The following is an 18041-nucleotide window of genomic DNA, read 5'->3' as shown; positions in this document are numbered from 1 at the left end:
TTAATTTCTAAACAATATCCCAAGTAGAAGGAGAAACGCTCCATTCTCTCAAAGTTTGTTCTTCTTTTTCAGTAATGTAGCTTTTAGCAACCGCTAAATTCAACAAATTCTGATAATTACTCAATGTGTATAAGTCAAGGTTTGCATTTTTAAAGTTTTGTTCAGCTACATCAAAACCATAGGTAAAGATCGCTGCCATTCCTTTAATGTTTGCACCTGCTGCACGTAAAGCTTCAACCGCAAGCAAACTACTGTTTCCTGTGCTGATTAAATCTTCGACTACGACAACATTTTGACCTTTTTGCAAAAATCCTTCCACTTGGTTTTGTCTACCATGCTTCTTCGCTTCTGGACGCACATATACAAATGGCAACCCTAAACTTTCAGCAACTAGTATTCCAATTCCTATTGCTCCAGTGGCAACACCGGCAATAACATCTGGTTTTCCAAATTGTTTTTCAATATTTTTAGAAAACTCATCTCTTATGTAATTTCTTATCGTTGGAAATGAGAGGATTAGGCGGTTATCACAATAAATAGGTGATTTCCATCCGGAAGCCCACGTAAAAGGATTTCCTGGATTCAATTTAATTGCATTTATTTGTAAAAGCAATTCGGCTGTTTTTTCGGCTGTATCTTTATTAAAAATCATAATACAAATGTATAAAGTTTTTGTGAACGACAAACCACTTTTTTTGACAAATAAAATCTCCAAAGAAACAGATTTTCAAATATTCTTGTTAGAAAGTGTTGATATCAAGCAGCTTATAGTTCAAATTTATCAAAATAAAATTCATCAGGCAAGTCTTTATCATCCTGATGAAAAAGAAATTATGAAAACTTTGAAAGCTAAAATCCCCGTAAATAAAGCGGGTGGAGGCTTGGTATATAATAAAAAAGGGGAAGTTTTATTCATTTTTAGAAACGGAAAATGGGATTTACCCAAAGGCGGAACCGAAAAAGGGGAATCAATTGAAGGCACCGCAATGCGAGAAGTCGAAGAAGAAACAGGTGTAAATTTACTACGAATTACAAATAAACTTCAAAAAACGTATCATGTTTTTAAACGCAATGGTGTTTTTAAACTCAAAATAACGCATTGGTTCGAAATGCAATCTGATTTCGAAGGAATTCCTCAAGGACAGTTAGACGAAGGAATTGAAAAAGTGGCCTGGTTTAAACCCGAAGATATTCCAGAGGCATTGAAAAACTCGTATGAAAATATCAAACTATTGTTTGAAGAAGAAAAAAGTTTGCATCCCAAAATTTAAATTTTTTGGGCGTGTCACCAGCTAAGAAAAGGGGCTTATAAAAACAGTGTTTATAAGCCCCTTTTCTTAACGGCTGTCAGGCTATCCGCTCCGCTGTGGCGGATTGCTTCTATCCTTCACGCGCGTTTAGTGGTCAGTAATCAGTGGTCAGTTTTCAGTAATCAGTGGTCAGTATTCAGTGTTCAGTAATCAGTGTTCAGTGATCTGTACTTCCCTGATATAGGTTGACCACAAAAGTCAAGTTATATGAATGCAAATTTAAAAGAAATTAGGAAACTCCGAGTTTATTCGGAAGAGTTTAAAAAAGGAATCGTAAGTTTTTACGAAAGCGGGAAGTATAGTGTTCTGCAATTAGAACGACTTTACGGAGTAAATAACGTTACAATCTACAATTGGATTTATAAATTTTCTACTTTTAATGAAAAAGGAATTAGAGTTGTAGAAATGAAAGATAGTAACATTGATAAGCTAAAACAGTTAGAACTCAAGATAAAAGAACTTGAACAAGCGGTTGGTCAGAAGCAAATAAAAATTGATTATCTCGAAAAGATGATTGATATAGCTAAAGATGAATTTAATATCGACATAAAAAAAAACTCCAACACCCCACAATCAGCTGGTTCGTTGAGAACCAGAAAGTAATAAGTTTTTCTTTAAATCAGCTTTACGAAACACTTGAAATAAGCAAGCAAGCAGTTAATCAGTATTCAAAAAGACAGGTTGCTTTTGAAAGAAAGATAGAATGTCTGATTTTAGAAGCAGAGGAACTAAGGAAAGAACACCCCCTGGTTGTGGGGTTGAGAAAATGTATTATGCTTTGCGTCCTAATTTCATAGGAAGAGATAGATTTATCGATACGTTTATGGATTTAGGGTTCAGGATAAAAAGGCATAAAAATTACAGGAGAACAACGTTTTCTGTGAAAGTTTATTTTCCGAATCTAATAAAGTCAATGTCTGTATATGCTCCGTCGACGATTTGGCAATCGGATATAACTTATATTTATGTTGGAGAAAGATTTTATTACGCAGTGTTTATAATAGATGTTTATACAAAGAAAATCGTTGGACATCAACTATCTAATCATATGAGAGCTACTGCTAATTTAAGCGCAATGCAAATGGCATTAGAAAACAATCAAGCTCCAATGATACACCACTCTGATAGAGGTAGTCAGTATATTTACAATGAATATATAGCTCTTCTCAAAGTGAGTGGATGCGAAATCAGCATGGCATTGTCAGGACAAGACAATGCTTATGCAGAAAGGATTAACAGAACAATAAAAGAAGAGTATATAGACCATTGGAAACCTAAAACATTTGAACAATTAAAAAAGGATGTAGATAGAGCAGTTGAACATTATAATAATAAGAGACCTCATAACAACATAGGGAAATTAAGCCCTGTTGATTTTGAAAATAATTGGTTCAATAATCCTCTTTTTTCTAAGCCTATTATTACTATTTTTGACAATGATAAATTAATAGAAATCGGTCAACTTTAATTAGGGACGTGCAAATACCCAATACCCAAAACCTAATGTCTTATTCTTTATTTGATTGAACATTTATTTAAAATCCCAAATCTTTATAAAATTTTTCATCAATAACACCATTTTTTTTCCAATAATCACTTCTTATGTTTTTAATGAGTATAGCGGTAGTAGTCAACATTTTTTTTGAGGCAAAACCATCGGGATAGGTTTCTTCAAATTTCACAATTCGGTATGGGAAATTATTTTCAAAATATATTTTTACGTTCCGTTGCAAGTCTTTATAATCCAGTGTATAACAGGAAATATTATTTTCCAAGTTTTCTTTTGTGGCAACCACGTTTTGCATTTCAATTTTTTGATGCGTTAAGCGCAAATAGAAAAAGGAGGGAAGCATTTTTATTTTTCCAATGGGTAATTTTTCGGGATTTATTCGGATTAATGACCAGATTTCATCTTCTAGATGGTCTTTTTTAAGTTTGAATTTTTGTTCTCCTTCGCTTTCAAAATAGGAGTGCATTTGCAATTCAAATTCGTTTCTGTTCTCGAGTTGCATAAACACGTGTCCACACCATTCCTGAATACTGGTCGAAATTTTCATTGCGTGTTCGTTTTCATAAACAGGTAAAAATGAACTTGTAATCATTGAATACGGATAAATTCCCGTGACAAAGTTTTTGGTAAAATTCAGTTTCAAGACAGACACGTCTTTTTCGGTTGGACTATCTGATTTTACTAATTTGGTTCTCGAAAAAGGTTCTGTTACAAATATCATAACCGCTTTTCCATCACGCAATTCGCCATAGCGAGCTTGTGTAAGTTGGTAACTTGATATTTCGGCTTCTCCATTATACCAATATTTTTTAAACTCTTCTGAAACATTCCTTTTTTCAATTGCAATTGAATTTTGGGATTTAGAACAGGCCGAAAAACAGAATGCTGCAATAGTGCAAATAATTGTTGTTTTGAGTTTCATTTTTTTTGATTTAAATTTTGGAACCATTCGCAAGAAATGAGGAAACACAATTTACAAAAAACTCTTCAAAACACAATAATTGTTTAAGTTTTATGTTGTTAATATTCAATTATTTAACTGTGTTTTTATAAAATAAAAATGTGTTAGTTTTGAAAAAGGGGATTTATTTTTTCCAAACTCGTCCTTCGAAAGCTGAATCTATTTCAGGATGTGTAATGTGATTGGAGTAATTGCTCATCGTTTTTACGGCAATCCCGGCAATAATACCTAAAACGTGGTTTTCGGTAAAACCTGCTGCTAAAAATGCGTCTATTTCATCCTGAGAAACATTCCCGCGGCTTACAGTTAATGAACGAGTTAATTTTGATAGAGCAGCTAGTTTTGCATCAGGAATTTGTTTTCCGTCACGAATGGCATCTGTGATTTCTGTTGGGACTTTTGACATTGCATCTGCAATGAAACTGTGCGCTGCCATACAATATTCGCAACTGTTTTCGTAAGCCACTGATAGGAAAACGATTTCTTGTTCGATAGGATTGAAACCTGAATTAGCCCTGAAACTATTGTAAGCGTAGATATAAGAATCTAGTAAAGCGGGGTTTTGCCCCATTTTGGTGTACATATTGGGAACAAACCCTAGTGCTTTTTTACTGGAATCATAAATAGCTTGTGAGATTGGTGAAACTGAATTAGTCTCTAATTTTAAATGTGTCATCTTTATGGTTTTAAAATTTGTTTACTATATGAATAGACTCCCTTATTTTAAATTACTGACAACAATTGAAAAGAAATTATGCTTTTTTTATTTCCGAAATAATCTGGGTCTTTACATTATCAGATAATTTTACAGTAGATTTTGATTTGTCAAAACCAAACCACCTACCAATGGCTTTATCAATTAATTTTGATTGATGCTCATAAGCAGTGCAAGTTTTACACATTCTTTGATGCACTTGTAATTGTATTTTTTCTTTTGTGGATAACGATGTAAGCTGCTGTTTGTCTATTAATTCAGTAGTCTTTTTACAGGGATTTACCATTATATTCATTATTCTTTTCAGTATCATTTCTATAAAATTTTAAAGGATTATTAAACCCATTTCATTTCTAAACATTTTTTCAAAAGTAGTTTTGCTCTATGAACAATCTGCCAATAATTAGACAACGAAATTTCTAATTCCTGACAAATTGCATCCGTGTTTTTATCGGTTAAATATTTGGAAGTCAATGCAATTCTCCATTTTTTTGGTAAATCTTCCATACAATCCTGCATCACACTATTGAATTCCGGGTTGTCCAGTAATTCTACTTCTTGATCCCAAATAGGATTTATGTCATAATTCTCCCAACATCCAATTTTGGTAAAAATTGCTTCGGATAATTCGTAACCGCTATTTTCACTAATACTAAAGTTTTGTTTAGTGGTTCTTGCACTTAAACGATAATAGTCTATAACTTTGTTGTTCAAAATAGAAAACAACCAGGTTTTTGGTTGGCTTTTACCTTGAAAAGTGTCTATTTTATGAAATGCAGCTAGAAAAGTTTCCTGTACTAAGTCTTCAGCAGTTTCTTTAGAGGAGGTTTTGTATAAAGCCCAAGAAAAAAGCTCGTCACTAAACTGGTTGACCCAATTTTCAAATACTATTTTATAATTTTCCTTGAGAACTTCCATAAATCGCTTATGTTTTAATTTAAAAATTTAAAGATAGTATTTTTTTAAACTTCAAAATATTGAACCTTTCAATTACTATAAAAAGGATCACAAGACTATATTCAAGACCAATCAACCAAAAATTCTCTTTGAAATCCATATTTGAGTAGGCACTATAGCTCAAGAATACAGTTAAACTCCATACAATAGGGAAATTGTATTTTGTAAAAACTCCTATCAAAACTAGATTGATGACATACCAAGGATGAACAGTAGTAGAGGCAATAAAATACACGGTTAAAACCAATAGGAAACTGTGTGTCAATTCAGATGTAGTTTTATTTTTCCCTTTGAATGTTTGATAAACTATAAAAAGGATAATCAATACGGGAATTATTTTTCCAGTGGTATGAATGATATTATAACCAGTTATCCAATAGCCAATTTCCCTTATAACATAATAAATACTGGCGTTGAATTCAAAATTAGTAAACCACAATCCAATGGTTTTCGTGTAATTTTCGATAAGATCAGGAGAAAGGAATGGTAAAAACAAAAGAATATTTGTTCCAATGACAATTCCATAAAAAGCGATACTTTTTTTGAACCCTAATTTCTGAAAGAACAAGGGTAACAACAATAAAGGCAATAGCTTTACCGAAATTGACAAAGCCAATATAAAGGCAGCAGTTTTCCATTTATTTTGATGTAACAAATACATACTCCAAACAAAAAAGAATAGCATCATGCCTTCAAAATGGAGATTACCAGTACATTCAATTATTACTAAAGGATTCAATAGGTACCAAAAAATACGGTGTTTTTCTAACCCAAGGTTTTCTAATAATTTGCTTCCAAAAAAGAGCGTACCTAAATCAGCCAGAATGATTATAATTCGTAAAACAATAGCCCCACCAATAATGGAATGGTTACTTAATAATCCTGCTAGAACAAAAAACAATTGATTTATAGGAGGATAATTAGAATAATGAGATGCACTTAAATCGCCCATTCCTTGTAGTAATTCTTGTGCTTGTGAGAGTGAGAAATTAGGGTCTAAAACCAAATCGTTAGGCAGATGTACAAATGGATTTATTCCTTCCAGAATCAATCTTCCATCCCATAGAAAGCGATAAAAATCTTGAGATAAATTAGGTATTTCCGCAATAAATATCAAACGAAATAACACTGTAGCGGCAATCAGAAAAGGCAAGTTACTTTTTTGTAATTGGATGATTTTATACACAAAAAAGAACAATAAACCATAAGAAACAACCAAAGGAACAAATTGAGCTCGTTCTAATTGATAGCCTATAAAGCCATATAGAATCATACTTGCTAATAAGTAAATATAAGATTTAGCCGTATTTGATAAGGCAATATTCATCGTATTACATTAATAGATTTAACGAATACAAATCCGAAACCAAAGAAAAGCATTAAATGAAATGGGAATAATCCGAAGTCATTAAAATGGATTCCTGAGAGCATTCCAAAGAAGAAGTAGAGCATTAAAACTCCTTCCATAATTACATTTTTAGAAATTTTATTGGAGATGTAAACATTCTGTTTCCACTTGTCTTTTAAGGCTTCGATATTGAATTTTGGAGTTCTTACAAATTCACTTTTTTTACCCAGAAGCCCTTCTAAAACGGCAATTGTGTTGTGAAATGAAAAGCCCATTGCAATAGCATAAAAAGTAAAAAATAAGCTGATGTATTTTATGAAATTTTTAAATCCACCGCCATGCATTTTTTTGAAAGTAACCCAATAGCTTATAAAAAACAAAACAGATGTAATTACAAAAAAGATAAGAATATCAAAGTACACGGCTAAATGTGTATATGTGTTTTTGATAAACAAAATAGGTATACTTAAAACAGCCATTGTGAAAATTGCCAGAAACATAGAACTATTAAGTAGATGCAATACTCCGTGAATTTTAGTTTTTAAAGGCATTGTGGTTGAAGTAATGACTCTCCAATTCATCTTTCTGAAATTCTCGGCCCCTCCTTTATTCCAGCGAAATTGTTGTGAACGCGCTGCACTGATGATAACAGGAAGTTCGGCTGGAGTTTCTACATTTTCTAAATACTTGAATTTCCAGTTTTTCATTTGTGCCCTGTAACTCAAATCCAGATCTTCAGTAAGGGTGTCACTTTCCCAGTTTCCAGCATCGATGATGCATTCTTTTCTCCAGGCACCAGCTGTTCCGTTAAAATTGATAAAATGAGATTGCGAGTTTCGTCCCACTTGCTCTAACGTAAAGTGCGCATCAAGTGCAAAAGCTTGAATTTTGGTTAAAATAGAATAATTACGATTCAAATGACCCCAACGTGTTTGTACCACACCCACGGATGCCTCTTTGAAATAAGGTATAGTTTGATAAAGCCAGTCGGTTTGCGGAACAAAGTCGGCATCAAAAATCACAATAAATTCTCCCTTGGCAATTTCTAAGCCTTCTTTTAGCGCTCCAGCCTTGAAACCAACGCGATTGGTTCTTGTAATGTGTTTGATGTCTAAACCTGATTTATGAATAGCATCAATTATTTTTTTGGTTTCGATAACACTATCATCTGTACTGTCATCAAGTACTTGAATTTCGAGTTTTTCCTTTGGATAATCGAGTTTCGCAATGGTAGTTAGTAAACGTTCCACCACATATTTTTCATTATAAATAGGCAATTGAATGGTTACTAATGGAATTTCGCTTGGGTTTTCAAAATTGAATTTTTCAGAATTGTCAGTTTGTTTCTTGCTTCTTAAGTAGTTAATCAGCAAGTTAAATTGGGCCAATCCGTAGAAAAATACTAACAGGATAGCAAAACTATAGAGAAAGAGAATGATGTAAGAGAGTAATTCCATTTTATTTGAAAGCGTATTTAAAAATCCAACCTATTATTTTTATTCCAGCCATAACAGAACCCTTTACTGTTCCAGAAACTTTAGAAACACCTATTCGGTTTTTATAACGTACAGGGATTTCGGTATAGGGAATTTTTTTTCTTAAAATTTTTAACTGCAATTCAACCGTCCAACCATACGTTTTATCTACCATTTCTAAATCTAAAAGAGTGGAATATTTGATGGCTCTAAACGGACCTAAATCAGTGAATTTTGAATTAAAAAAAAGCTTCATCAAGAAAGTAGCTAGCCCGTTTCCAAATATTTGCTGCGGTGTCATTGACCCTTTTTCTCGAAGCGTTACCACTCTTGAACCTATTACACATTCCACATTTTGATGGAGAATGGGTTCGATTAATAATGTCAACTCTTCCGGATAATCAGAGTAATCTCCATCGAGAAAAACGACAATATCTGGTTTTATTTCTTGTTTCGAAATGTATTCCATTCCTTTTAAGCAAGCATATCCATATCCTTTTCTTTTTTCAGAAAGTACGGTTGCTCCAGCATTTCGGGCTTCTAACTCCGTATTGTCGGTTGAATTATTGCTGATTACAATTATTTCGTCAACTATTGAAGGAATTTCTTTAATGACATTTGCGATAGCTTTTTCTTCGTTATAAGCAGGAATAATTACTTTTATTATACTCATAAGAAGTTTAGTTTATTGTCTTTTTTGAATTCTGATACCGAATTCCATTGCTTTATTTTTTTACCCATAAAATATTTTTCGGCTTTAATAATTTGGCTGTTTCTATAAAATATTGAAAAGCCATTAATTTGATCGTTTTCAAACTCGCATTTCTTCTTGATTTCTTCATTCGAATTGTAAAAAATCCACCATTTGCATTTTTTGTTATTTATAAAATGACCTTCTTCTTTTTTATTTCCGTTTTCGAAATAATAAAACCAGTAGTCCACTTTTTTATTTTGGTTTAACCAACCTTCCGATTTTAATTTTCCGTTTTCAAAATACTCTTTAGAATAGGTTTTTTGGCCAGACACTTGGAAATAAGCGAATAAAAGCAATATATAAATAACTTTTTTCATTCTATTTATTGTTCAGCAAATCCATCAAATTTACATCATTTCCTAATAATATTTCATTCGAATTTATTCGTCCTTCTTCTCCAGCATTTTCTAATTTCAAAACTCCTCTAGGACATACAGCGGCACATATTCCACAACCTACACAGGAAGAACGAACAATATTTTCTCCTTTTTGAGCATAACTTCTAACGTCTATTCCCATTTCACAATGCGTGGTGCAATTTCCACAAGAGATACATTGACCACCGTTTGTAGTAATTCTGAATTTAGAAAATAAGCGTTGTTGCAATCCTAAAATTGCTGCCATAGGACAGCCAAAACGACACCAAACACGGTTTCCAAAAATAGGGTAGAAGCCCACTCCTATGACACCACTAAATGCGGCACCTATTGCAAAGCCATACCATTTTCTTAACTCGTAGCTATCTATAAATAGTATGTTTTGATTTCCGGAAAATAAATTAATTCCAATCGAAATAATGATAATTGCTACCAATGAAAGCATCGTAAACTTAGCATCTGTATCTAAATCGTTGCGTTTGAAATAAAACAAAGCCCCGGTAAAAAGGATTAAAAAGGTAACAATCCCGTATATAAATTGGTTTCTAGTAATAAAACTCAACTCAGGATTATTCGATAAAAAAGTAAAAATTACTGCAATTGTGGTTATAAATGAAAATACTAAAACAGAATGAATGAGCCAACGTTCCAATTTCCATACTTTTTGTGTTGAATCAGATAAATGACGAAATGCATCCCCAGCGGTTTCGGCTAATCCTCCGCAGCCACAAACCCAAGAACAATACCATCTTTTACCATAGAAATAGGTTAAAATTGGTGATATTATAAAGATCATTGCAATACCAAATATTAACATAAACATACCGATATTCCCACCTTGTAGCATATTAGTCAAATGCCAATCTTCAAAGAAGTAATGGTTTAAGGGCCACATATTCTTTAAATCTTTGGCAAAATAAGGCAGTTCAGGATTTAATTTTGATAAAACTTCCGGTATTAAAAAGGCAAAACCCAATTGAAAAAACATCACGGAAATGGTTCTAACTAATTGGTATTTGTTATGTCTGTACTTTAAAATAAATTTATAACCTAGACCTAAAATGGCAACAGTATAAAATGTTCCATATACAAACCACTGACTGGCAGCGTGTCCATTTAAAAAATAACTAAAAGAATCAAAGAAACCTACAATTCCAGTATTAGCCGCTCCATTTTCACCCAAGCCTAAAAAGCTTGGAAACCAATACAATACAATATAAAATGAAGTCAGGAAAACCCCAATAATCCAAGCAAAAACACCTTTATTAGTTAGTGATTTATGGAAAAGTCCATTGTTGCTAATTCCTTCTGGTTTTGATAAGTAGGTACTTCTGGAATAAATAATAATTCCAACTAAAATAGAGGAAATTGCTATAGTAAACCACAATGTTTTATTGGAAAAATTAACATTAAAAGAGGCCAAGAACATAATGATAAGCCCAATAAAACCAATCGATAATCCTAGTTTTTGAATGTTACTTAATTTATTACTTTGATTTGAAGTAATAGAACTATTTTTTGTTGATTTGCTCATAATTATACCGTTTTAAATCCTGTAAACTGTGTTGTGAATTGTTCTTGAATTTCTTTAATGTATGAGGTAAAAAATTCAGGATCAAAATTAGCTTCCGCCAAATGCTGAATCACATAATCCACCGATTTATTTTCGGTTAGTACTTTATCAAAAAACGCATGTCGCATTCTGATTCCGAAAGTATTGATACCTAGAAAAGCTCTAGTTTCTTTGTGAAACGAGATTCGCACCGCTTTTTTTCCGTCTTTATGTTCCCAGTAAAATTGGTTTTCATAATCCATAGGATTTGCAAAAACCCAACCGTATGTTTGATATTCAATGTCTAAAAATTTCGCCGAGTTGAACCAATGCCCCGGATTGTATTGTGTAGGATTACCAGTTAGTGTTTGAGCAAGTGCTTCAGCCATCATTCGACCAGTGTACCATACTGCTTCTATAGGACGACGTAAGCCAATGCCTTGATGCTGCTCAGCACAATCACCTATGGCGTAAATATCCTTGAAATTAGTCTCTAGAAAACGATTTACTTTCACTCCACGACCTAATTCGATTCCAGATTCTTTCAAGAAATCAACATTAGGGGAAACCCCTGCAGTCAAACCTACAATTTCACATTCTATGGTTTCATTTTTATCTGTAACAACAGCTCTTGCGTTCCCGTTTTCATCAGATAAAATTTCCACGAGATTAGTGTCTAATCGTAAATCGATATGATGTTCTTCTATATGTTTGTTGATCATCTGGCTTTCGCCAAAAGGCAATACACCATTCCAAAAACTTTTTTCACGAACTAGAAAAGTCACTGGAATATTTCGAGAACGAAGCATTTCGGCTAATTCAATTCCTATTAATCCACCACCAACAATTACGGCACGTTTAGTTGTGGGAGCCCATTCTTCTAAACGGTCTAAATCCTGTTTATGATACAAGCCCGTAACTCCGTTTAAATCCTGTCCCGGCCATCCGTATTTGTTAGGTATAGAACCTGTGGCTATGACTAATTTATCGTAGGTAAGCGTTTCATTAGTGTCTAATACAATTTGTTTTGATGTTGGAACAACAGCTGTAACCAAACCTTGTTTTAGCGTAATATTGTTTTTTTTCCAAAAATCATTTTCATAAGGTTGGGTATGCTCAAATTTCATATGCCCCATAAAAACATACATTAAAGCCGTTCTTGAATAGAAAAATTCGGTCTCAGAGGAGATGATCGTTATATCCTGTTTGGATTGCTTGCGTATATGGCGTGCAAGTGTTACTCCTGCAATTCCGTTTCCTATAATGACAATATTTTTCATATTTATATTTTTGGAATATTAGATTATAATAAAGTTTATGGAAGCTATTAAAATATGGCTCTAAGTCCTAAATTAAAAGATTGCCCTAAACCTGTATCATTTCCTCTTACAAATTTACTGTAAAGTGTTTCTAAATTTAGTGTTTTTGTCAATTGGTATTTTGCACCAAAACCGGCTGCCGAGTAATTTTGTTCGAAATTATTCCCTAAATCTAGTAATTGTGCGTGTTGAACGAATGTAAGAACTGTAAATTTATTTGTTGGGAAATAACTTAAGAAAACTCCGGGAGCTAATTCTAAACTGTTGTTAGCGTATCCTTCTCCTTTTTTACCAAAGAAAAAACGAGTCCCTAATTCAGTAAACAATTGAAATTTCTTTCCAGAAAACGTATAGTCATAGAAAAAACGGTTTTGCCAAATATAACTTTTATTCCCTAAATAGCCGTTAGCATTGATTTCTTCTTTTAGAAGAGGAATGAAAAGGGAACTTTGAATAGAAAAATTATTCCATTTATTAAAAGGAGCTATTTTTATAGAAGGAGCGAAATGAGATAGCCCATTTCTTGATTTTCCAGCTTCGTTATTAAAATCAAAAACACTAGTGGCTTTCTGACCATTAAAACTATTGGAACGGTATTCTAATATTAAACCGGCATTGATTTTTTTATTGTTTGAAACTCCAGTAAATACTTCTAAAGAAGTTGTGAAAAAGTTAGAACGTGGTACATCAATTTTTACTCCGTTACTTTCTGATCGAGTTTGAGTATATAGATTATTAAACCATTTTATATCTACTTTTCCTTTTTCTAAAAGTTTAGAAGGGGTATAATTTTGAATATTAGATTTTTCTTCTTCATTTGCTTCTGTTTGCGCAAATACGGAGGTAATTAACAGTAATGTAATTGCCACGAATATATTTTTTTTTACTCTCATTTGTTCTTTTTAAAGTTGATGATTTTGTTAGTGGTTACTTGAATTGTATCAATGTTATTTTCTAAATGTGTTTACATTAATGAAATGGTATTGCAAACAAGCATTAATATGATATATGTTTTTTAATAGTCGGCTCATTTTGATTTTCCTGACAAATTGTTCCGTTATTATGTTGATTTTATTTATTACAAATTTCGAGAATTATTTTTATCCACTATTTTCAATTTCACACTATTTGTTGGCAATTCTTCCTTACCGTTTACTTTTTGTTCTTTTTTAACTGATATTTGTTGAAAATCTAATTTTGGGATATGAAATATATTCATTTGCTGTTGTGGTTGTTTACTTCTATTTCCTATTCTCAAAGTTTGACCATAGATAAAACAGCGTTTTTAGGAACAAAAAGACTGGATAAATCATTTTTAGAAAAATTAATTTATTCCAAGAGCGGAGTTGTTTTGGATAGTATCCAATTGAATAATGATGTTCAAATCTTGAACCGTCTCAATGGTGTTTCAAAAGCCGAGTTTTCTGTAATAAAAAAAGCAGGTAACTTAGTCGATATAAATTTTATAATATCCGAAAATATAACTTTAATCCCGAATGCTTCTGTCTGGACTACTGATGAAATAGGTTCTTATAGAATAGGGATATATGAGTCCAATTTTTTAGGAAAAAATAATGGAATTGGCGGTTTTTATCAATACAATGGATTTCATTCTTACGGTCTTAATTTTAGATCACCACAATTTTTTTCTCCTAAATATGGAATTGAGATAAACCTTCAAAAGTTAATAAGTAAAGAACCCGTTTATTTTTCTAATCAAGCAGCCAACTATCAATATACTAATTCATCTGCTGAGATGATAGGGAATTATCGAATAAATATAAAAAACGAAATAAGAGTTGGAATTGCATTTTTGAACGAAAAATATAATTATTTAGACGGAGCAACTTCAAGTTCGATTCCTCAGTTTTTGGCAATTGACAAAAAACTTTTAAAACTGGAATATCGTTTTGACAATGTAACGTATGATTATTATTTAGCTAAAGGTTTTAGAAGTAATTTATATACTCAACTAGTGATTTCAGAAAATGAATTTCAGGATAAATTTGTAATTGGATGGAATGATTTTTTGTTTTATAAAAGAGTAGGTAAGTCAGGAAATTGGGCTTCCAGACTTCGATTAGGTTTGTCAACAAACAATGAAAGTCCGTTTGCCCCTTTTTCAGTAGATAATAATGTAAATTTAAGAGGAGTAGGATATATTATCGATAGAGGAACAGGTTCTGTCGTTTTTAATACGGAATTCAGAAAAACACTTTTCGAAAAAAAATGGTTTGTATTACAAGGAAACGCATTTGTCGATAGTGGTACTTGGCGATTGCCTGGCGGTGATTTCAGTGATTTTGTTGCTGCTAAAAACATTAGAATTTATCCAGGTTTAGGCCTTCGATTTATTCATAAAAGTATTTTTAATGCTGTTTTTAGATTTGATTATGGGTATGGTATTACTGAAAATGCTTCAAAAGGATTTGTTTTTGGAATTGGTCAGTATTTCTAAAAGACAGCTTTATTATATCAGTTTTAAAACCTGTGACAATTACTTTTACTTAAAAAATAATGGCTGTAAATCAATTATAACCTTCAAATAGTTGTTGGTTTTGATTGATTTACAGCCACATTATAATAACTAAATAGTTTGAAATATTATTTTGTTTTAAAATTGGCATCTGTTTTAAAAGTAGACTCGTCAACAGTAACAAATTTAATATTCGTTAAGGCAGCGTGACCTATTTCATCAGTAAGTCCAGTTCCTTCTTTCCATCCCCAGAAAACCCATTTTGTAGCAACTTGAACACCATCAATTTCTTTATAATCTAGATATTGAATGGCGTGTGGATTTTTCTCTGCTTCTTCTTTATTTCCACCTATTGTTACGATATAGGCAGCTTTAGCAAGTAAATTTGTTTTTATATCGGTATACACAACATACCAGTCATCTGGCGCATCACCTGTACCTGATTTAAAGGTAAGTTTCTCCGAATTGAAATTATCTTTGTCTTTCTCATTATTAGTATATGGATTCCATATTGTTCCAGGATCAGTTAATTTATACGGGAAAAGGAAAAAATAACCCCAAGTAAAGGCATCAAAACGCACTGCCTCCTCATTTGGAATCGTAGGGGAGTAGTACACTTTATCGTTGTTATAAACTATTTTGGAACCATTTTTAAATTCAATAACTCCTTCTGTTGAATTGGTCAGAATTGTAAATTTAGCGTCCATTCTTTCTTGGCCTCCAAAATCCAACTTCAAATCAAATTGAATAGCTTGCTTGATTGAAAAAATTTCTTTTTGATGTGCTTTTTCTGTTTTTTCGGTAAAAGTTTCTGGTTTTTCATTGGATTTACATCCAATAAACACTAGTGATGCGAGTAATAGAGTAGTGGCAATTTTGTTCATTATGTATATTTTAATGATTAAGTATTTATTCTTATTAAGTAATATTGTTTTTATAGTAGCGAAGCATACTTTCGGCTGAATGTCCTAATCTTCGTTTAAGATGGATCATTGTAAAATGATAATGCAATCTCGTAACACCATTTTGGCGGTACCTTCTGGCCGAAGTAATCAATGTTTTCGGGATTACTGTAAATTGATTTTTGGCGTAAAGCCTACTGATAATTTCATTGTCTTCATAAATCGTAAAATTTTCATTATAACCTCCAATTTCGTCAAATATTTCTTTGCTAATAAATAAGGATTGATCACCACCGCGACAAGAAATGTGATTAATTCTTGTAAACCATTGTGAAATTACTAATAATGGATGTTGAGAATCAAATTTCATTCTGAAACAACCTGCATTATTCCCTTTTGTTATTTCATTGTCGATAAAGCGGTCAAAATCTCTTGGCGGAAAACTATCACAGTGTAAAAAATACAACGTGTTTCCTGTAGCAACTTGGGCACCTGCATTCATTTGTTTTGCCCTTCCTATATTAGCATAAACAATTGCTGTTTTTGGATGCTTTTGAACTTCTGTTTGAAAGCCATCAGTACTCCCGCCGTCAACTACAATAATTTCGTATTCAATTGTTTTTGAAATTGAGTTTTCTAAATGTAACAAAAGTCGATGTATTACACCGACTTCATTGAGTATAGGAATAATTATGGATATTTTATTCATTCAAATTCCAGTTGTAGGATTTAAATTTAACGGTTGCTTTTTTATTGATTTTTGTTGAACTGTATTGATTTAAAAAATCAATCAATGTTCCTTTTGTTTTAAAATCTCCAGAAAACCAATTGAATATTTCCGAAATTTCAATTCTATCTGCTGAGATTGTGTTTTTAGTTTTGTCGTTCACAAATGATTTTGAAACTGATTCTAATTGTTTTTCAATCTTAGCCTCTGTATACGCTTCATTTAATAAATTTGGACAAGAAAAAGAAGCACAATTAATGGCGAAATGAATCCGAGGTTCGTCCATTTTTCTCAAAATTTCGTGTTCTATTTGTTCTAAACTATATTTTTTACCTCCTAAAGTGAAAAACTTTTTACCCCAAGGATCATTGATGTCCTTGATGCTTTTTACTGGATAATTGTCTATTATTAATTTAACGGTAAAGGCATTATAAGCATTTATCCAATAAGCCAAAACTGCATTTTTTGACCACGATTTTTCGGGCGTTTTATTTGCTAATTCATCTAAATAAGATTGCAACTGCTTGGCCTCTTTTTTAAAACCTTTGTAGTTTACATTCCCTTTGGCAGACACGTTTTTTCTTAGCAAATCGTCCCATTGTTTATGGTCAATATGATTGCTAGTGCTACTGATTTCTATTTGTTGAGTTTTGACTTTTTCTGAAATTGAATTAGTGCTTTTTGCACAAGATAGTAAAGGCATAAAAGCCAAAATAAGAGCTATATTTTTCATTATAATATATTTTTAAGTTTAGACGTAGTAAGGCCTAATTCCTGACAAATTATTTTTTGAAAGGATACAATTCTTGTTCGATAAAATCCTTTGGAAATTCATTTTCATCTTTAAACCCTAGTTCGATATCTCTACCATCATTAGGTATGTAATTGGTTTTGAATATATAATCCCAAATGCTTAATGAGATGCCAAAATTGTTCCCGTATTTATTGGGTAAAACTTTACTGTGATGCCAAATATGCATTTTTGGATTGTTAACTATATATTTCAAGAAACCATAATCCCAACCCAAGTTAGCGTGATTTAAATGGCCAATTGCGATAGATATAAAATGAACAATAAAAACATCTTCTAGGTCAAATCCACCTATCAAGATGAGCGGAAGGTACATAATAGATTTATAGACAATAGGCTCCATCCAATGATACCGAAAATGTGCTGCAAATCCCATTTGTTTAACGGAATGGTGTGTTTTGTGCACTTTCCATAAAAACGGAATACTGTGTAACAATCGATGTGTGTTCCATTGAATAAAGTCACTTATTATAAAAAATAAAAACAAGGAAACTGGTTTCGAAAATTGGGATAAAGAAAACAATTGAACAGAAGCTAATTGCAATCCAAAAACCGATAGTATATCATTTAAAAACTGCGCTGTTACATTAGATAAAGCAATTAATAGTATCAGGTTTAAAATAAAAAAATTGAAAAAGAGATAGAATAAATCCAACCAAAAATCTTTTCTAAATATAGGTTGGTTTTTCCTCCATGGAAAAGCTATTTCCAGCATCCACACCACTAATGAAATAGCCAGTAATCCATAGAAATAGTTGTCCCATTTCAAATAGAGAATTTCGCTTATTAAATAGTTAAAATAGCCTTTGTAAGAGTTGATTATTAAATCAATGTACTTATCCATTTA

The 18041-nt window shown here is 32.2% G+C and carries 20 protein-coding genes; 4 read left to right on the top strand and 16 right to left on the bottom strand.

What is annotated here, in order from left to right; genetic code table 11:
• Positions 1 to 7 precede the first annotated feature (7 nt).
• The gene (gene pyrE / locus FLAK523_RS13565) at positions 8 to 652 is read right to left on the bottom strand and encodes an orotate phosphoribosyltransferase (RefSeq protein ID WP_248904382.1); all 645 of its coding nucleotides are present in this window, start codon (positions 650 to 652) and stop codon (positions 8 to 10) included.
• 7 nt (positions 653 to 659) lie between these two features.
• On the opposite strand from pyrE, the gene FLAK523_RS13560 reads away from it, so the two are divergent.
• The 3 genes from FLAK523_RS13560 to FLAK523_RS13550 all read left to right on the top strand — a co-directional run bounded on the left by FLAK523_RS13560 (position 660) and on the right by FLAK523_RS13550 (position 2778).
• The gene (locus FLAK523_RS13560; protein ID WP_248904380.1) at positions 660 to 1271 is read left to right on the top strand and encodes an NUDIX hydrolase; all 612 of its coding nucleotides are present in this window, start codon (positions 660 to 662) and stop codon (positions 1269 to 1271) included.
• A gap of 246 nt (positions 1272 to 1517) precedes the next feature.
• Positions 1518 to 1913, top strand: coding sequence for a transposase (locus FLAK523_RS13555; RefSeq protein ID WP_248902299.1), 396 nt, complete (start codon positions 1518 to 1520; stop codon positions 1911 to 1913).
• 100 nt (positions 1914 to 2013) lie between these two features.
• Positions 2014 to 2778 (top strand): IS3 family transposase, encoded by a 765-nt coding sequence (locus FLAK523_RS13550; RefSeq protein ID WP_248904378.1) that lies wholly within the window; start codon positions 2014 to 2016, stop codon positions 2776 to 2778.
• A gap of 67 nt (positions 2779 to 2845) precedes the next feature.
• On the opposite strand, the gene FLAK523_RS13545 is transcribed toward FLAK523_RS13550, so the two are convergent.
• The 11 genes from FLAK523_RS13545 to FLAK523_RS13495 form a co-directional block, all read right to left on the bottom strand.
• The gene (locus FLAK523_RS13545; RefSeq protein WP_248904376.1) at positions 2846 to 3742 is read right to left on the bottom strand and encodes a septum formation inhibitor Maf; all 897 of its coding nucleotides are present in this window, start codon (positions 3740 to 3742) and stop codon (positions 2846 to 2848) included.
• A 163-nt stretch (positions 3743 to 3905) separates the two neighbouring features.
• Positions 3906 to 4457: a carboxymuconolactone decarboxylase family protein gene (locus tag FLAK523_RS13540; protein WP_248904374.1), complete on the bottom strand. Its 552-nt coding sequence runs from the start codon at positions 4455 to 4457 to the stop codon at positions 3906 to 3908.
• A 76-nt stretch (positions 4458 to 4533) separates the two neighbouring features.
• Complete coding sequence (locus tag FLAK523_RS13535; RefSeq protein ID WP_248904372.1) at positions 4534 to 4809, bottom strand: hypothetical protein; 276 nt, start codon at positions 4807 to 4809, stop codon at positions 4534 to 4536.
• Between the two features lie 23 nt (positions 4810 to 4832).
• A complete protein-coding gene (locus FLAK523_RS13530) occupies positions 4833 to 5414 on the bottom strand; it encodes a sigma-70 family RNA polymerase sigma factor (RefSeq protein WP_248904370.1) in 582 nt (193 codons plus the stop codon).
• Between the two features lie 19 nt (positions 5415 to 5433).
• Positions 5434 to 6780, bottom strand: a complete 1347-nt coding sequence (locus FLAK523_RS13525) for a glycosyltransferase 87 family protein (protein ID WP_248904369.1) — start codon at positions 6778 to 6780, stop codon at positions 5434 to 5436.
• A complete protein-coding gene (locus tag FLAK523_RS13520) occupies positions 6777 to 8258 on the bottom strand; it encodes a cellulose synthase family protein (protein ID WP_248904367.1) in 1482 nt (493 codons plus the stop codon). The genes FLAK523_RS13525 and FLAK523_RS13520 overlap by 4 nt, the downstream gene beginning before the upstream one ends.
• Before the next feature lies 1 nt (position 8259).
• Positions 8260 to 8949, bottom strand: a complete 690-nt coding sequence (locus tag FLAK523_RS13515) for a glycosyltransferase family 2 protein (RefSeq protein ID WP_248904365.1) — start codon at positions 8947 to 8949, stop codon at positions 8260 to 8262.
• The gene (locus FLAK523_RS13510) at positions 8946 to 9347 is read right to left on the bottom strand and encodes a toxin-antitoxin system YwqK family antitoxin (protein WP_248904363.1); all 402 of its coding nucleotides are present in this window, start codon (positions 9345 to 9347) and stop codon (positions 8946 to 8948) included. Before FLAK523_RS13510 ends, FLAK523_RS13515 begins: the two co-directional genes overlap by 4 nt.
• Before the next feature lies 1 nt (position 9348).
• Positions 9349 to 10941 carry a 4Fe-4S dicluster domain-containing protein gene (locus FLAK523_RS13505; RefSeq protein WP_248904361.1) on the bottom strand — a complete coding sequence of 531 codons (1593 nt, stop codon included), beginning with the start codon at positions 10939 to 10941 and terminating at the stop codon, positions 9349 to 9351.
• A gap of 2 nt (positions 10942 to 10943) precedes the next feature.
• Positions 10944 to 12239 carry an NAD(P)/FAD-dependent oxidoreductase gene (locus FLAK523_RS13500; protein ID WP_248904359.1) on the bottom strand — a complete coding sequence of 432 codons (1296 nt, stop codon included), beginning with the start codon at positions 12237 to 12239 and terminating at the stop codon, positions 10944 to 10946.
• A gap of 47 nt (positions 12240 to 12286) precedes the next feature.
• Positions 12287 to 13171 (bottom strand): hypothetical protein, encoded by an 885-nt coding sequence (locus tag FLAK523_RS13495; protein WP_248904357.1) that lies wholly within the window; start codon positions 13169 to 13171, stop codon positions 12287 to 12289.
• Between the two features lie 311 nt (positions 13172 to 13482).
• On the opposite strand from FLAK523_RS13495, the gene FLAK523_RS13490 reads away from it, so the two are divergent.
• Positions 13483 to 14736, top strand: coding sequence for an outer membrane protein assembly factor (locus tag FLAK523_RS13490; protein ID WP_248904355.1), 1254 nt, complete (start codon positions 13483 to 13485; stop codon positions 14734 to 14736).
• A gap of 146 nt (positions 14737 to 14882) precedes the next feature.
• On the opposite strand, the gene FLAK523_RS13485 is transcribed toward FLAK523_RS13490, so the two are convergent.
• The 4 genes from FLAK523_RS13485 to FLAK523_RS13470 are packed head-to-tail and all read right to left on the bottom strand — an operon-like array spanning position 14883 to position 18038.
• Positions 14883 to 15638 carry a hypothetical protein gene (locus tag FLAK523_RS13485; protein ID WP_248904353.1) on the bottom strand — a complete coding sequence of 252 codons (756 nt, stop codon included), beginning with the start codon at positions 15636 to 15638 and terminating at the stop codon, positions 14883 to 14885.
• Positions 15639 to 15672: 34 nt separating this feature from the next.
• Positions 15673 to 16365, bottom strand: coding sequence for a TIGR04283 family arsenosugar biosynthesis glycosyltransferase (locus FLAK523_RS13480; protein WP_248904352.1), 693 nt, complete (start codon positions 16363 to 16365; stop codon positions 15673 to 15675).
• On the bottom strand, positions 16358 to 17116 hold the full coding sequence (locus tag FLAK523_RS13475) for a DUF547 domain-containing protein (RefSeq protein WP_248904351.1): 759 nt from the start codon (positions 17114 to 17116) through the stop codon (positions 16358 to 16360). The genes FLAK523_RS13480 and FLAK523_RS13475 overlap by 8 nt, the downstream gene beginning before the upstream one ends.
• 49 nt (positions 17117 to 17165) lie before the next feature.
• Positions 17166 to 18038, bottom strand: coding sequence for a sterol desaturase family protein (locus FLAK523_RS13470; protein WP_248904350.1), 873 nt, complete (start codon positions 18036 to 18038; stop codon positions 17166 to 17168).
• Positions 18039 to 18041 lie beyond the last annotated feature (3 nt).

Origin of the sequence: Flavobacterium sp. K5-23, from assembly GCF_023278045.1 — a bacterium.
Taxonomy (GTDB): domain Bacteria; phylum Bacteroidota; class Bacteroidia; order Flavobacteriales; family Flavobacteriaceae; genus Flavobacterium.
Note: the sequence above shows the minus strand (reverse complement) of the source record. Positions and strands in the feature narration are given on the sequence as shown.

Excerpts from the sequence above, each read along its gene's own strand:
- pyrE (WP_248904382.1), bottom strand. The coding sequence starts at position 652 with ATGATTTTTAATAAAGATACAGCCGAAAAAACAGCCGAATTGCTTTTA.
- FLAK523_RS13560 (WP_248904380.1), top strand. The coding sequence starts at position 660 with ATGTATAAAGTTTTTGTGAACGACAAACCACTTTTTTTGACAAATAAA.
- FLAK523_RS13555 (WP_248902299.1), top strand. The coding sequence starts at position 1,518 with ATGAATGCAAATTTAAAAGAAATTAGGAAACTCCGAGTTTATTCGGAA.
- FLAK523_RS13550 (WP_248904378.1), top strand. The coding sequence starts at position 2,014 with ATGTCTGATTTTAGAAGCAGAGGAACTAAGGAAAGAACACCCCCTGGT.
- FLAK523_RS13545 (WP_248904376.1), bottom strand. The coding sequence starts at position 3,742 with ATGAAACTCAAAACAACAATTATTTGCACTATTGCAGCATTCTGTTTT.
- FLAK523_RS13540 (WP_248904374.1), bottom strand. The coding sequence starts at position 4,457 with ATGACACATTTAAAATTAGAGACTAATTCAGTTTCACCAATCTCACAA.
- FLAK523_RS13535 (WP_248904372.1), bottom strand. The coding sequence starts at position 4,809 with ATGATACTGAAAAGAATAATGAATATAATGGTAAATCCCTGTAAAAAG.
- FLAK523_RS13530 (WP_248904370.1), bottom strand. The coding sequence starts at position 5,414 with ATGGAAGTTCTCAAGGAAAATTATAAAATAGTATTTGAAAATTGGGTC.
- FLAK523_RS13525 (WP_248904369.1), bottom strand. The coding sequence starts at position 6,780 with ATGAATATTGCCTTATCAAATACGGCTAAATCTTATATTTACTTATTA.
- FLAK523_RS13520 (WP_248904367.1), bottom strand. The coding sequence starts at position 8,258 with ATGGAATTACTCTCTTACATCATTCTCTTTCTCTATAGTTTTGCTATC.
- FLAK523_RS13515 (WP_248904365.1), bottom strand. The coding sequence starts at position 8,949 with ATGAGTATAATAAAAGTAATTATTCCTGCTTATAACGAAGAAAAAGCT.
- FLAK523_RS13510 (WP_248904363.1), bottom strand. The coding sequence starts at position 9,347 with ATGAAAAAAGTTATTTATATATTGCTTTTATTCGCTTATTTCCAAGTG.
- FLAK523_RS13505 (WP_248904361.1), bottom strand. The coding sequence starts at position 10,941 with ATGAGCAAATCAACAAAAAATAGTTCTATTACTTCAAATCAAAGTAAT.
- FLAK523_RS13500 (WP_248904359.1), bottom strand. The coding sequence starts at position 12,239 with ATGAAAAATATTGTCATTATAGGAAACGGAATTGCAGGAGTAACACTT.
- FLAK523_RS13495 (WP_248904357.1), bottom strand. The coding sequence starts at position 13,171 with ATGAGAGTAAAAAAAAATATATTCGTGGCAATTACATTACTGTTAATT.
- FLAK523_RS13490 (WP_248904355.1), top strand. The coding sequence starts at position 13,483 with ATGAAATATATTCATTTGCTGTTGTGGTTGTTTACTTCTATTTCCTAT.
- FLAK523_RS13485 (WP_248904353.1), bottom strand. The coding sequence starts at position 15,638 with ATGAACAAAATTGCCACTACTCTATTACTCGCATCACTAGTGTTTATT.
- FLAK523_RS13480 (WP_248904352.1), bottom strand. The coding sequence starts at position 16,365 with ATGAATAAAATATCCATAATTATTCCTATACTCAATGAAGTCGGTGTA.
- FLAK523_RS13475 (WP_248904351.1), bottom strand. The coding sequence starts at position 17,116 with ATGAAAAATATAGCTCTTATTTTGGCTTTTATGCCTTTACTATCTTGT.
- FLAK523_RS13470 (WP_248904350.1), bottom strand. The coding sequence starts at position 18,038 with ATGGATAAGTACATTGATTTAATAATCAACTCTTACAAAGGCTATTTT.